The sequence below is a fragment of the Faecalicatena fissicatena genome (genome assembly GCF_016900595.1).
In the GTDB taxonomy this organism is placed as follows: Bacteria; Bacillota; Clostridia; order Lachnospirales; family Lachnospiraceae; genus Claveliimonas; species Claveliimonas intestinigallinarum.
This window is the reverse complement of record NZ_JACLYY010000002.1, coordinates 1-14,171: the sequence shown is the minus strand read 5'-3', so window position 1 is coordinate 14,171 and position 14,171 is coordinate 1. Positions and strand designations below refer to the sequence as shown.

At 52.9% G+C, this 14,171-nt stretch carries 16 protein-coding genes; 15 read left to right on the top strand and 1 reads right to left on the bottom strand.

Going from position 1 to position 14,171, the window contains the following annotated elements; genetic code table 11:
• Positions 1 to 17 precede the first annotated feature (17 nt).
• Positions 18 to 284: a hypothetical protein gene (locus tag H7U36_RS02000; protein ID WP_033125689.1), complete on the bottom strand. Its 267-nt coding sequence runs from the start codon at positions 282 to 284 to the stop codon at positions 18 to 20.
• Positions 285 to 678: 394 nt separating this feature from the next.
• On the opposite strand from H7U36_RS02000, the gene H7U36_RS01995 reads away from it, so the two are divergent.
• The 15 genes from H7U36_RS01995 (at position 679) to H7U36_RS01925 (ending at position 14,036) form a co-directional block, all read left to right on the top strand.
• Positions 679 to 1,194 (top strand): cysteine hydrolase family protein, encoded by a 516-nt coding sequence (locus H7U36_RS01995; protein WP_205155640.1) that lies wholly within the window; start codon positions 679 to 681, stop codon positions 1,192 to 1,194.
• A gap of 93 nt (positions 1,195 to 1,287) precedes the next feature.
• Positions 1,288 to 1,812, top strand: coding sequence for a cob(I)yrinic acid a,c-diamide adenosyltransferase (locus tag H7U36_RS01990; protein ID WP_033125691.1), 525 nt, complete (start codon positions 1,288 to 1,290; stop codon positions 1,810 to 1,812).
• Positions 1,813 to 1,975: 163 nt separating this feature from the next.
• Entirely contained in the window at positions 1,976 to 2,626 is a 651-nt protein-coding gene (locus H7U36_RS01985; protein WP_033125692.1) for a GTP pyrophosphokinase, read from the top strand.
• Between the two features lie 87 nt (positions 2,627 to 2,713).
• A complete protein-coding gene (locus H7U36_RS01980; RefSeq protein WP_033125724.1) occupies positions 2,714 to 3,601 on the top strand; it encodes a YitT family protein in 888 nt (295 codons plus the stop codon).
• A 285-nt stretch (positions 3,602 to 3,886) separates the two neighbouring features.
• Entirely contained in the window at positions 3,887 to 4,804 is a 918-nt protein-coding gene (locus H7U36_RS01975) for a substrate-binding domain-containing protein (RefSeq protein WP_033125693.1), read from the top strand.
• Positions 4,805 to 4,836: 32 nt separating this feature from the next.
• Entirely contained in the window at positions 4,837 to 5,730 is an 894-nt protein-coding gene (gene pstC, locus H7U36_RS01970; RefSeq protein WP_076776194.1) for a phosphate ABC transporter permease subunit PstC, read from the top strand.
• Complete coding sequence (pstA, locus tag H7U36_RS01965) at positions 5,723 to 6,583, top strand: phosphate ABC transporter permease PstA (RefSeq protein ID WP_033125695.1); 861 nt, start codon at positions 5,723 to 5,725, stop codon at positions 6,581 to 6,583. The genes pstC and pstA overlap by 8 nt, the downstream gene beginning before the upstream one ends.
• A gap of 14 nt (positions 6,584 to 6,597) precedes the next feature.
• On the top strand, positions 6,598 to 7,347 hold the full coding sequence (gene pstB / locus H7U36_RS01960; protein WP_076776197.1) for a phosphate ABC transporter ATP-binding protein PstB: 750 nt from the start codon (positions 6,598 to 6,600) through the stop codon (positions 7,345 to 7,347).
• A 3-nt stretch (positions 7,348 to 7,350) separates the two neighbouring features.
• Positions 7,351 to 8,007, top strand: coding sequence for a phosphate signaling complex protein PhoU (phoU, locus tag H7U36_RS01955; protein ID WP_205155638.1), 657 nt, complete (start codon positions 7,351 to 7,353; stop codon positions 8,005 to 8,007).
• A 22-nt stretch (positions 8,008 to 8,029) separates the two neighbouring features.
• Positions 8,030 to 8,704 (top strand): response regulator, encoded by a 675-nt coding sequence (locus H7U36_RS01950; RefSeq protein ID WP_087175341.1) that lies wholly within the window; start codon positions 8,030 to 8,032, stop codon positions 8,702 to 8,704.
• An 8-nt stretch (positions 8,705 to 8,712) separates the two neighbouring features.
• Positions 8,713 to 10,023, top strand: a complete 1,311-nt coding sequence (locus H7U36_RS01945; protein WP_033125699.1) for a sensor histidine kinase — start codon at positions 8,713 to 8,715, stop codon at positions 10,021 to 10,023.
• Positions 10,024 to 10,291: 268 nt separating this feature from the next.
• Positions 10,292 to 11,512, top strand: coding sequence for an FprA family A-type flavoprotein (locus H7U36_RS01940; RefSeq protein WP_205155637.1), 1,221 nt, complete (start codon positions 10,292 to 10,294; stop codon positions 11,510 to 11,512).
• Complete coding sequence (locus H7U36_RS01935) at positions 11,502 to 11,747, top strand: TM1266 family iron-only hydrogenase system putative regulator (RefSeq protein ID WP_087175344.1); 246 nt, start codon at positions 11,502 to 11,504, stop codon at positions 11,745 to 11,747. Before H7U36_RS01940 ends, H7U36_RS01935 begins: the two co-directional genes overlap by 11 nt.
• A 200-nt stretch (positions 11,748 to 11,947) precedes the next feature.
• Positions 11,948 to 12,790, top strand: a complete 843-nt coding sequence (gene dapF / locus H7U36_RS01930) for a diaminopimelate epimerase (RefSeq protein ID WP_205155636.1) — start codon at positions 11,948 to 11,950, stop codon at positions 12,788 to 12,790.
• 31 nt (positions 12,791 to 12,821) lie between these two features.
• Positions 12,822 to 14,036, top strand: coding sequence for an LL-diaminopimelate aminotransferase (locus tag H7U36_RS01925; RefSeq protein ID WP_138302878.1), 1,215 nt, complete (start codon positions 12,822 to 12,824; stop codon positions 14,034 to 14,036).
• Positions 14,037 to 14,171: the final 135 nt, after the last annotated feature.

The window sequence follows — 14,171 nt, the reverse complement described above, 5'->3', positions numbered from 1 at the left end:
GACTGGTCCCTTGGGGATCAGTCTTCTTCTATTACCTGGATTTCCAGATAGTCAAACTCAATGGAGTCCACAAAATTGTCCTGATAAAACCTTGTCTTGCTGTGTCTCTTGAACTCGGCGATGGTGGAGTCCAGCCAGATCGGCTTGCTGAGGTCAAAGGCATAGCATATCTCATCCAGCGCGCGGAAAATTTTGTGAGTGCGGGTGTCCTCTCTGTCATCGCAGATCACCGTATCCTGCACCATCCGGCCCCCTTTAAACTCTTTTGCCCATAAACGAAACATGTGCTCCATCCTTTCTGAGGTATTTGTCTAACCATTATAGCACCGGGGCGGGACAAAAGGAAGAGGCAGCCGCTTCCGGCTGCCTCAGAAAAAAGGAAATAAGAGAAAAAAGGTAAATCTATCTAAATATAACTTAATGTCTTTAGGCGAAGCTGGCGAAAATCCAAGAACCAATATCTATGTACTCCCGTCAACTTCATTTCTTTGATGGTTCTTAGTATATAGGGGAAATATGTCCAATCTGTGACAGTCATCTAAAGAAAAAATGAAGATATGATTATTAAGTTCTAAAATTTCTGAAGAAAATCTAAAGCAGGAATATCCGGACAAGGCACTTGCAAATTTATCCGGGATAGTGTATCTATTAAAGAAAGAGGAAAGAGGTGTACAGAGCATGAAAAAGCTTTTGATCGTGGTAGATATGCAGAAGGACTTTGTGGACGGGAGCCTGGGGACAAAGGAGGCGCAGGCCATCGTTCCCCTGGTGAGGGACCGCATCCTTCAGGCTGTGGAGGCGGGCTGGGAGGTTCTCTTTACCCGGGATACCCACCCGGCGGACTATCTTCAGACCCAGGAGGGCAGGAAGCTCCCGGTGGAGCACTGCATCCGGGGCACAGAGGGCTGGGAGATCGTCGGCGAGCTGAGAGAATTTGCCGGGCGCGTGATAGACAAGCCCTCCTTCGGGAGCCTGGAGCTGATGGAGTATGTGGCAAAGGGAGGCTACGATGAGGTGGAGCTGACAGGGCTGTGCACGGACATCTGTGTGGTGTCCAACGCCCTTCTCATCAAGGCGGCTGTCCCGGAGCTGCCGGTGAAGGTGAGAAGCTCCTGCTGCGCGGGCGTCACCCCTGCCAGCCACGAGGCGGCCCTCCAGACCATGGCCATGTGCCAGGTGGAGATCCTGTCTTGACTTCCCGGGCGATAGATTTTAAAATAGCTTACAGAGTGCCTTGAGGAGGAAAACAGTAAGGGAATACAGAAGAACTGTCAAGGGGGTATAGAAATGAAAGGTACCGGACTGATACACATCTATTACGGAGACGGGAAAGGGAAGACCACGGCGGCCATGGGGCAGGCGATCCGGGCAGCGGGCAGCGGGCTGAAGGTCCTTGTCTTCCAGTTTATGAAAAATAATACTTCAAATGAGCGGAAGATCCTGGAGCAGATCCCCAATGTGACCTGCCTGCCGGGAAAACGGCATGTGAAGTTCTACAACCAGATGAACAGGGAGGAGAAGGCAGAGTACAGGCATTACAACACAAAGGCACTGGACGAGATCGCCAAATTCTGCATCAATTTTGACGTCCTTGTTCTGGATGAGGCGGTCTGCGCGGCGGACTTAGGGCTCCTGAGCGAGGAGAAGCTGATCCATTTCCTGCAGCACAAGCCCAGAGGGCTGGAGGTGGTCATGACAGGCCACCACGTGTCAGACGAGCTGATGCAGCTTGCCAATTACGCCACGGAGATGCGGAAGGTGAAGCATCCCTACGATGAGGGCAGGAGCGCCAGGGCGGGGATAGAGTTTTAAACTTTGTCCCTGCCCGGAGCGAATATAATTACTTTCTTAAATAAGTGTGAAGTCTATGACATTGTTTCCGGATTGTGATATACTATTATGTAAGCAGTCTGCCATAGGGATAAAAGAAATATACATACGGCCCGTGGCATAGTAAGGAGTACAGATAGCAGCTATGGAAACACCAATCAAGATTTACGAGGATGTAGACAGCTGGAAGACGATCATGTTCCTCTATTCTTCGGCGTTGAAGGAGGTAGGGACGAAGCTGGAGATCCTCAATGATGAATTCCAGCATGTCCATCAGTACAATCCCATCGAACACATCAAGACGAGGATCAAGACGGCAGAGAGCATTGTCAAGAAGCTGAAGAGGTACGGCTACGAGACATCCATTGAGAATATGGTAAAGTACGTCAATGACATCGCCGGGGTGCGGCTGATCTGCTCATTTACGTCAGATATCTACAAGCTGGCTGAGATGATCGGCAATCAGAGCGACCTGAAGGTGCTGTCCATCAAGGACTACATCAAAAATCCAAAGCCCAGCGGGTACAAGAGCTACCACATGCTGGTGTCCGTACCTATCTTCCTCTCAGACAGTGTGGTGGACACAAAGGTGGAGATCCAGATCCGGACCATCGCGATGGATTTCTGGGCCAGTCTTGAGCATAAGATCTATTATAAATTCGAGGGAAATGCGCCGGAATATATCAGCCGTGACCTCCGCGAATGTGCGGAGATGGTATCTACACTGGACGAGAAAATGCTCTCGCTCAACGAGGCGATACAGGCGTGTCTGGAAGAACAGCAGTCAGGGACTTAAGCAGGAGGCTTAAGTCCCTTTTGCTCTAAAGGAAGAAAAAGGAACTACAAAGACACAGGAATGAGAAAAAAAACGGGGGTAGGAGAAATGAACGGTAAGTTGGATGCGAGAAAAAAAGAACTGATCACCCAGGGGGTCTACGCGGTGGGAGGCAGCTTTCTGTTTGCCTTTGGCGTCAATGTGCTGATCACTCCGCTGGGCCTGTACAACGGCGGTTTTATGGGTATTGCCCAGCTGCTTAGGACCTTCATCGTCCAGGGGCTGCACGTGCCGGTGCCGGCGGGGGTGGATCTTTCGGGCTTTATCTACTTTATTATGAACATACCGCTTTTTTACATGGGCTACCGGGTTCTGGGGCGGGGCTTTGCCGTAAAGACGCTGATCACGGTCGGCATACAGAGTGTGTTCCTCACCATTGTCCCCATACCTGCCGCCCCGCTTGTGGACGACTACCTGACGTCCTGCATCATCGGCGGCATCGTGGCTGGCACCGGGACAGGGCTTGTGCTTCGGGGCAGGAGCTCCGGCGGCGGGCAGGATATCATCGGCCTGTGCTGTACGAAGAAGTATCCCGGCTTCAGCGTGGGCAGGATCAATATCCTGATGAACATCTTTGTGTACGCCATCTGTCTTTTCATGTTCAACATAGAGATCGTCATCTACTCGCTGATCTACACTACGATCCTGTCTGTGGCCATTGACCATGTCCACATCCAGAACATCAATATGAGCGTCATGATCTTTACGAAGAAGACAGGCATTTCCCGGGCCATCATGGAGCAGCTGGGCCGGGGCGTCACCAACTGGGACGGGGAGGGGGCCTACACCAACAAGACCTCCTACATCCTGTTCGTCATGATCTCCAAGTATGAGATGGGGCAGATCAAGCAGATCGTGCACAGCATTGACCCCAATGCGTTTATGATATTTACAGAGGGATGTGCGGTGGATGGAAACTTCGAGAAGAGACTCTGATACGCTGGATCTGACAGTGGGCAGCGTGCGAAAAAGGGAATTCCTGTAAAATAGCTGAAAATGTGTAATATGCGGAAAAATTGGATATCCTTTCCATATGGGGACACCGGGTGTGCCCTGTGTGGGAAGGGTATTTTTTTGACAGTATAATTTCTACAAGGCTTTCAAAATTTTACGTAGATTTAACATTCAGCTGATTTCAGATTTAACATTGCTCTTATAAGATAGCTACTGTCAAGAAAATACATAGAAAATTTCGCAGGAAACAAAAGGAGATTAAAAACCATGAAAATGAAAAAGTTTATGGCAGTACTGGCAGTAGCAGGAATGATGACAGGCATGCTCGCAGGATGCGGCAGCAGCTCTTCTGACGACACATCCTCAGACAGCGGCAGCGCAGACGCGGCAAGCGAATGGGATGCCTCCAATGATATCACCATCGTATCCCGTGAGGATGGATCAGGTACAAGAGGAGCTTTTGTGGAGCTCTTTGGAATCGAGGAGGAAGTAGATGGCGAGAAGGTCGACATGACAACAGCAGACGCCCAGATCACAAACAACACCTCCGTTATGATGACAACCGTAGCTGAGAACGAATATGCCATCGGATATATCTCTCTTGGCTCTCTCGACGACAGCGTGAAGGCTCTTTCTATTGACGGGGCAGAGGCCACAGCAGAGAACATTGAGAACGGATCCTACAAGGTATCCAGACCTTTCAATGTAGCAGTAAAGCCTGACAGCACAAACGAGGTTGCCGCAGACTTCATGAGCTTCATCATGAGCACAGAGGGACAGCAGGTTGTATCTGACGAGGGCTACATCCCGGTGGCAGACGTTGAGGCATATGCAGGAACAGCGCCGGCAGGCGACTGTGTAGTAGGTGGTTCCTCTTCTGTATCTCCTCTGATGGAGAAGCTGGTAGAGGCTTACAAAGAAGTGAACCCCAACGCTAACATCGAGCTCCAGACATCTGACTCCACAACAGGTATGACATCCACTATCGAGGGAAGCTACGACATCGGTATGGCATCCAGAGAGCTGAAGGAGGATGAGGCTGCTGAGCTTACACCGACCGTGATCGCTACAGACGGTATTGCAGTCATCGTAAACAACAACAACCCGACAGACGAGATGACATCTGACCAGGTAAAACAGATCTACACAGGCGAAGTATTCTCCTGGGATGAGATCGCTGAGTAATCCTACTATAAGATAAGAGGAAAAAGTAAAAAATGAAATCTAAAGCATGGACTGAAAAATTCATGCAGGGAGTGTTCTTAGTTGCCGCCTGCGCTTCGGTGCTGGCGGTAGCACTCATTTGTATCTTTCTTTTTGCAAATGGTATCCCTGCAATTGGTGAAATCGGATTTGTAAAGTTTATTACGGGTGATATCTGGCGCCCGAACAATGAGCTGTTCGGCATCTTCCCGATGATCATCGGAAGTCTCTATGTGACAGCGGGGGCCATCATCTTCGGTGTGCCCATCGGTATACTCACCTCTGTCTTCATGGCTATGTACTGTCCGAAGCAGATCTATAAACCGCTGAAGGCTGCCACGGAGCTGCTGGCAGGCATCCCGTCCGTTGTGTACGGCTTCTTCGGCCTGGTGGTCGTTGTGCCGCTCATCCGCGAGTTCGGACGGACATTAAAGAGCCTGGGACTGGTGGACCGTGCGGGAGACGGAAACAGCATCCTGACTACCTCCCTTATCCTCGGCATGATGATCCTCCCGACCATCATCGGCACAACAGAGAGCGCCATGAGAGCGGTGCCCGCCCACTACTATGAGGGCTCTCTCGCTCTGGGAGCGACAAAGGAGAGAAGTATCTTCCGGGTCATCATCCCGGCGGCAAAATCAGGTGTGATCGCAGGCATTGTCCTGGGCATCGGCCGGGCTATCGGCGAGACCATGGCAGTCATCATGATCGTGGGCAACCAGCCCCGTCTGACAGCCAGTATCCTCCAGGGTATCCGTACCCTGACAGGAAACATCGTTCTGGAGATGGGCTATGCTACAGGGCTGCACAGAGAAGCGCTGATCGCTACAGGCGTTGTGCTCTTTGTGTTCATCCTGATCATCAACTTCAGCGTGGCATTACTTAAGAGGGGGGCGGACCATGAGTAATAAAATGACAATAAAAGATAAGTTCAATACCTATCTGAAGCATCCGGGCTCCTTCGTGGTATTCCTTCTTGTTATGCTCGCGGCGGTCATTACCTTTGCGGTGCTGATCTTCCTGATCGTATACATCCTTGTAAACGGGCTGCCCCACATCACCCCGTCCCTGTTCTCGCTGGAATATTCCTCTGAGAACGCGTCGGTAGTGCCGGCCCTCATCAACACAGTGATCATGACGCTGCTCTCCCTGATCATTGCCATCCCCTTTGGTATCTTTTCCGCTATCTTCCTTGTGGAATATGCCGGCAAGGGCAACAAGTTCGTGGAGGTCATACGTCTTACAACAGAAACACTTTCCGGTATTCCCTCCATCGTGTACGGCCTGTTTGGTATGCTCTTCTTCGTAAACACGCTGGGGTGGGGCTTCTCACTCCTGGCCGGTGCGTTTACCCTGTCCATCATGATCCTTCCGCTTATCATGAGGACCACGGAGGAGGCGTTAAAGGCAGTTCCGGATTCCTACCGTGAGGGAAGCTTCGGGCTGGGGGCAGGTAAGCTGCGGACCGTGTTCCGCATCGTGCTTCCGTCTGCTATCCCCGGTATCCTGGCAGGTATCATCCTGGCCATCGGACGTATCGTAGGCGAGACAGCCGCTCTGATCTACACTGCCGGTACAGTGGCACAGGTGCCCACCAGCGTGTTCGGTTCCGGACGTACACTGGCTGTGCACATGTACAATCTGTCCAGTGAAGGTCTCTACATGGACCAGGCGTACGCGACGGCAGTCATCCTGCTCGTCCTCGTTGTAGGCATCAACGCGCTGTCAAGCGTGATCGCAAGAAAACTGACTAAAGCATAGGAAAGGTAAAGGAAATGTCGAAGATAAGTATTAAGAACCTTGACTTGTACTACAGTGACTTCAAGGCTCTGAAAAATGTAAATCTTGAAATAGAAGCCAATAAGATTACCGCTTTTATCGGACCTTCCGGATGCGGGAAATCTACCCTGTTAAAATCTATCAACCGCATGAACGACCTGGTGGAGGGCTGCCGGATCGAAGGGAGCATCGAGCTGGACGGACAGAACATCTTCAAAGGGATGGATGTCAATCTGCTGAGAAAGCGTGTGGGAATGGTGTTCCAGAAGCCCAATCCCTTCCCCATGAGCATTTACGACAACATCGCCTACGGTCCCAGGACCCACGGCGTGCACTCCAAGTCAAAGCTGGATGACATCGTGGAGAAATCCCTGCGGAACGCAGCAATCTGGGATGAGTGCAAGGACCGTCTCAAGACCAGCGCCCTTGGCATGTCCGGCGGACAGCAGCAGAGGCTGTGTATCGCCAGAGCCCTGGCTGTGGAGCCTGAGGTGCTCCTCATGGATGAGCCCACATCCGCCCTGGACCCCATCTCCACCTCCAAGATCGAAGACCTTGCGATGGAGCTGAAAAAGGACTATACTATTGTCATGGTTACACACAACATGCAGCAGGCCGTGCGTGTGTCTGACAATACAGCATTTTTCCTGCTGGGTGAGGTCATTGAGTACAATGATACAGAGAAACTGTTCTCCATCCCCTCAGACAAGAGAACAGAAGATTATATCACAGGGAGGTTTGGTTAGGATATGCGTAATAAATTTGATATGCAGCTTGAGCTGCTCAACGAACAACTGACACGTATGGGAGAGCTCTGCGAACTGGCCATCAACCGGGTGACAAAGGCCCTTGTGGAGGGAAACCTGGAACAGGCAAAGAAAGTCATGGCCGCAGATGAGGAGATCGATCAGATGGAGAAGGATATTGAGCGTCTCTGCCTGAAGCTTCTTCTTCAGCAGCAGCCGGTGGCCAGGGATCTGCGCCAGATTTCCGCAGCTCTTAAGATGATCACGGATATGGAGCGCATCGGCGACCAGACAGCCGACATTGCCGAGATCATTATATCCGCAGGCATGTCCGAGGCGGGAGATGTCAAGAAGATCGAGGAGATGTCCGCAGGTGTGGCAAGGATGGTAAATGACAGCGTGACTGCCTACGTGGAGCGCGACCTTGAGCTGGCCAGACAGGTCATGGAGGCAGACGACAATATCGACAGGCTCTTTGACGACATCCGCGGCAGCATCATCAATCTGATCGCGGAGGGCAACAGAGGAGAGCAGGGCGTCGACCTGATCATGATCGCCAAGTATCTGGAGCGTATCGGCGATCATGCCACCAACATCGCCGAGTGGGTGGAGTTCTCCATCACAGGTGTCCATAAAGGAGCGCAGGCGGTCGAGGCATAAAGGATAACGAGGGAGAAAACTGATGATTTTTTGTGTGGAGGATGACAGCAACATCCGAGAACTGGTTGTATATACATTGGAGACAACAGGATTCAAAGCCCGCGGATTTGAGGACGGGAGCAGTTTTCTTGAGGCTCTGGCGCTGGAAACGCCAGAGCTTATTCTTCTTGATATCATGCTCCCGGGAGAGGACGGCATCTCCCTGCTCAAGCAGCTGAAGGCGTCGGTGAAGACCCAGGACATCCCTGTGATCATGATGACCGCAAAGGGGACAGAGTACGACAAGGTGATGGGACTGGACCTGGGGGCTGACGACTACGTGACAAAGCCCTTTGGCATGATGGAGCTGATCTCCCGGATCAAGGCGGTGCTGCGCAGGAGTAAAAAGAATTCTGTGAAGATTGAAGACAAGATTGCCCTGGGCCACATTGTCATGGATGTGAAAAAGCATGAGGTCCAGGCGGACGGACAAGTAGTCACACTGACCCTGAAGGAGTTTGAGCTCCTGAAGCGGATGATGAAAAACCCGGATATCGTGCTGACAAGGGATCAGCTGCTGGAGGATATCTGGGGGTATGATTTTGACGGGGAGACAAGGACGGTGGATGTCCACGTCCGGACTCTCAGGCAGAAGCTTGGAAGTGCGGGAGAACAGATACAGACTGTCCGCGGTGTGGGCTACCGCATGAGCGAATAGGAGATTTTATGAGACGAAAAATACAGCGGAGCATGATCCTTGTTATTGCGGCCACGCTCCTGGTCTCCATGGCCCTCCTGACGTTTGTCGTGTACAGGCAGAACGTGGGGCTGATGGAGGAGGAAGCAAGGCAGGAGGCAGGGTATATCTGTGCGGCGATAGAGGCGTCCGGGTCCGCATATCTGGAGGAGATGGATGCCCAGCAGGAGGAGACCAGGGTCACCTGGATCGGCAGTGACGGAGATGTCCTGTATGATTCCTCGGAGGGACAGGAGGATATGGAGAACCACGCGGACCGGCCGGAGGTGCGGGAGGCGTTCCAAAGCGGAGCGGGACAGGACATACGCGAGTCCGATACGCTGGGCAGACAGATGTTTTACTATGCGCAGCGTCTCTCGGACGGCTCGGTCCTACGGGTCTCAAAAACAATCTCCAGCGCTCTTGGCTCGGCGCTGCAGATCCTGCCGGGAATGGCAGTGATAGCAGTGCTGATGGTAGGCCTGGCCTGGATGCTGTCAAAATGGCAGGTGTCAAAGCTGATAGAACCTATCAATAAACTGGATCTGGAACATCCCCTGGAAAATGATGTTTATGAGGAATTGACTCCATTGTTAGAAAGTATGGACAAGCAAAATAAGGAAAAAGAAGCAATTGCAAATATGAGAAAGGAGTTTTCGGCAAATGTTTCTCATGAGCTGAAAACGCCGCTCACGTCCATTTCCGGATATGCGGAGATCATGATGAACGGGCTTGTCAGGCCCGAGGATGTGCGCGGATTTTCCGAGAGGATCTACAATGAGGCCAGCCGCCTTATCGTGCTCATTGAGGATATCATCCGGCTCTCCAAGCTGGATGAAGGCGGCGGTGAGGTCGAGAAGGAAGAGGTTGATCTCTATGCCCTCACAAGAGAGGTGTGCTCGCGTCTGGCCCACAAGGCGGAGAAGCACAGTGTACATGTGGAGGTGTCCGGGGAGCCGGTCAGCATCGTGGGTATACGCCAGGTCCTCAACGAGATGATCTACAATATCTGTGAGAACGCGATCAAGTACAACAAGCCCGGCGGAAAGGTGGACGTCTGGGTGGGGAGCACTCTGAAGGGAGTGAAGGTGATCGTCACTGACACTGGTATAGGCATACCGGAGGACCAGCAGGAACGGATATTCGAGCGCTTCTACAGGGTGGACAAGAGCCACTCCAAGGAGACCGGAGGCACGGGACTGGGGCTTTCCATTGTCAAGCACGGAGCTATTCTCCACAATGCCTCCATCCATGTGGACAGCAGCCTGGGAAAGGGTACCAGGATGGAGCTTACATTCTGAACAGCCGGAAAAATACGAGGGACAGGGAAAGGCCTGTCCCTTTTTGTGTAAATTGCCGCTATGCTGCGAAAAATACGTCAAAAATTCAGCATACACAGAAGGATAAGTATGGTATAATAACCACAGCGTGGTTATTATACCTGCGCATAGAGCGGTTTCTGCGGAACCGCAGAAACCCGCCGCGCATCTGCCAGAGGTCCATGGCGCCGTGCGGCCATGGTATAATAAAGTGGCAAAAAAACGGATAGATAAACAGGAGGTTTAGTATATGCAGATCACAAGAAAGGTAACAGACGACATTACATGGGTTGGCTGCAATGACAGAAGACTGGCTCTCTTTGAGAACCTGTTTCCCATTCCCCGCGGAGTCTCCTACAATTCTTATCTCATCCAGGATGAGAAGACTGTCCTGATGGATACAGTTGACAGCAGCGCATCCCAGCAGTTCCTTGAGAATGTGGCCTATGCCCTGAAGGGGCGAGACCTCGATTACCTTATCGTGCAGCACATGGAGCCGGACCACTGCGGGACGATCGTGGAGGTCATGAGGACCTATCCCCAGGCAAAGGTGGTGGGCAGTGTCAAGGCACTCCAGATGATCGGCCAGTTTTACGATGTCAGCGGTTTCGACGCTGAAGAGCGGATGATGGCCGTAAAGGAGGGCGATACATTGGCCACAGGGGCGCACACCCTCCATTTTCTCATGGCGCCCATGGTACACTGGCCGGAGGTCATGGTTACCTATGACGAGAAGGACAAGGCCCTCTTTTCGGCGGATGCCTTTGGCACCTTCGGTGCGCTGAACGGAAAACTTTTCAGCGATGAGGTGGACTTTGAGGGGGAGTGGCTGCCGGATGCCAGGAGATATTACGCAAATATCGTGGGCAAATATGGTGTCCAGGTGCAGGCTCTCCTGAAGAAGGCGGCAGCTGTGGATATCCAGATGATCTGCCCCCTTCACGGACCGGTGTGGAGGAGCGGTCTGTCCTGGTTCATGGACAAGTATGACAAGTGGAGCCGGTATGAGCCCGAGGATAAGGCTGTGGCCATCATCTACGGCTCCATCTACGGAAATACGGAGAATGCGGCGGACGCACTTGCCTCCCGACTGACGGACAAGGGCGTGAAGGATGTGAAGATGTACGATGTGTCCCGGACTCATGTGTCAGAGCTCATTGCGGAGATCTTCCGGTGCAGCCATGTGGTGCTGGCGTGCTCCACATACAACGGGGGCATCTACCCGCCCATGGCCGACCTGCTGGAGGACATGAAGGCACTCTCTGTGCAGAACAAGACTGTGGCTCTCATGGAAAACGGAACCTGGGCGGCCGCATCCGGCCGGCTTATCACGGCAAAGCTGGAAGAGATGAAGAATATCACTCTCCTGGACACAAAGATTTCCATCAGGTCCGCACTCCAGAACGGAAGAGAGACTGAGCTGGACGCATTTGCGCAGCAGATCGTGGAGGAGATGCAGGATGGAGAGTAAAGTAGTGGTGGTCAGCATCATTGTCAGGGACGAGGAGGCCGCTGCGGCGGTGAATGACCTGCTCCACGAGTACAGACAGTACATCGTGGGCAGGATGGGCATTCCCTACCGCCAGAGAAATGTGTCTATCATCAGTGTGGTGATGGACGCGCCGGGAGAGGTGGCCAGCGCGCTCTCCGGCAAGCTTGGCATGCAGCCCGGTGTGACGGCAAAGACGCTGACGGCAAAGGTGTAAATCAAAGTTGTTTTCCAATGGCGGGAGCTTTTCAGGCGCCCCGGAGCGGTCTCCGGGGATGGCTGGCGGGCTTCCGCTTTTTCGTCTTCAGCGGCGCTTTTTGCCGAGGCTGGTTTTCATGGGCAGCGCGCTTCTAAAACAGGCAGTTACGGCCGTATATATGAAACGAGAAGGTCTGCGGCAGGAGGCAGAGGCGTGCTATGAGATTTTCGAAAATGCAGGGCACGGGAAATGACTATATCTATGTAAATTGTCTGGAGGAGACGGTCAATGAGCCGGATATCCTTGCCAGGCGACTGAGCGACCGGCATTTTGGGGTGGGGGCGGACGGCCTCATTCTGATCCGCCCTTCCAGAAGAGCGGATTTTGCTATGGAGATGTACAATGCGGATGGCTCCCGGGGAGAGATGTGCGGGAACGGGATCCGCTGTCTGGGGAAATACGTCTACGACAGAGGGCTGACAGATAAGAGAGAGCTGGACATCCAGACCGGGGCAGGCATCCGGCATCTGCGGCTGTTTGCGGGGGAGGAGGTTCCGGCAGGCGGGGAGATCCGCATGGTGGAGGTGAATATGGGAAAGCCGGTGCTGGAGGCGGACCAGGTGCCTGCCATCTCGGAGCACACCTGCATGATACGCGAGCCTGTGCGGGTTGGCGGTGTGGAGTACCCGATGACCGCCATCTCCATGGGAAATCCCCACGCGGTCATTTTTACAGGCCGTGTGAGAGGGCTGGATCTGCAGCGTTTGGGTCCGCCCATAGAATATCACGGCCGCTTTCCCAGGCGGGTGAATGTGGAGTTTGCCCAGGTGGAGGATCGGGGGACTGTCAGGGTGCGGGTGTGGGAGAGGGGGAGCGGTGAGACCCTGTCCTGCGGCACCGGTGCCTGCGCGGTTCTTGCGGCAGGCGTATTAAATGACTTGACAGACCGCCAGGTTACGGTAAAATTAATAGGAGGAGACCTGTTGGCACAGTGGCGGGAGGATACCGGCGAAATTTTGCTGACAGGGCCCGCTGTCCACGTGTTTGACGGCGAGGTATAAAACATAGTAAAAGATAAGGAGAATACAAGAGATGTTCAAAGTAAATGAAGATTATCTGAAACTGCCCGGCAGCTATCTTTTCTCTACTATCGGGAAAAAAGTGGCGGCCTACCAGGAGGCAAATCCTGAGAAATCCATCATCCGCCTTGGTATCGGCGATGTGACCCAGCCTCTGGCTCCGGCCATCATCGACGCCCTCCACAGCGCGGTGGATGAGATGGCTCACGCAGAGACGTTCCACGGCTACGCGCCGGATCTTGGATATGAGTTCCTGCGCAGCGCCATGGCAAAAAATGACTATCAGGACAAGGGCTGCGATATAAGGGCAGACGAGATTTTTATCTCAGACGGAGCAAAGTGTGACTCCGGAAATATCCAGGAGATTTTTGCAAAGGACAACAAGATCGCTGTGTGCGATCCCGTGTATCCGGTGTATGTGGACACCAACGTCATGGCAGGCCGAACAGGCACCTACGATCCGAAGACGGAGACATGGAGTGATGTGATCTACATGCCCTGCACAAAGGAGACAAATTTCGCGCCGGAGCTTCCGAAGGAGACACCGGACATCATTTATCTGTGCTTCCCCAACAACCCTACAGGCTCCACCATCACAAAGGCACAGCTCCAGGAGTGGGTGGACTATGCCAATAAGGTGGGCGCTGTCATTATCTACGACGCGGCCTACGAGGCATATATCTCCGAGGAGGATGTTCCCCACACCATCTATGAGTGTGAGGGGGCAAGGACCTGCGCCATCGAGCTGCGCAGCTTCTCCAAAAACGCGGGATTTACCGGCGTGCGTCTGGGCGCCACCATCGTGCCCAAGGACATCAAGTCCGGTGATGTGATGCTCCACTCCCTTTGGGCAAGACGACACGGCACAAAGTACAACGGCGCGCCCTACATCGTGCAGAAGGCGGGCGAGGCAGTCTACTCAGAGGCAGGCAAGGCCCAGCTGAAGGGGCAGGTGGCATACTACATGAACAACGCCAAGGTTATCTATCAGGGGCTGAAGGACGCAGGCTACAATGTATCAGGCGGCGTCAACGCTCCCTACATCTGGCTGGAGACCCCCTCCGGAATGACCTCCTGGCAGTTCTTCGACTACCTTCTGGAGAATGCCGGCGTGGTGGGCACCCCCGGTTCAGGCTTCGGCCCCAGCGGGGAAGGATATTTCCGGCTGACAGCCTTCGGCTCCTACGAGAATACAGTGGCAGCGATCGAGAGAATAAAGAAGATGTAATTTAATTTGAGGAGGGTGTCCCAAAACTATGAATTTTTAAATTTATAGGAAAGGGGCACCCTTTCTTTTATCAAAAGGCTCTTTCATATCTGAAAAACGGCACTGGTCCTTAGCCTTCCAGTGCCATTTTTGTGA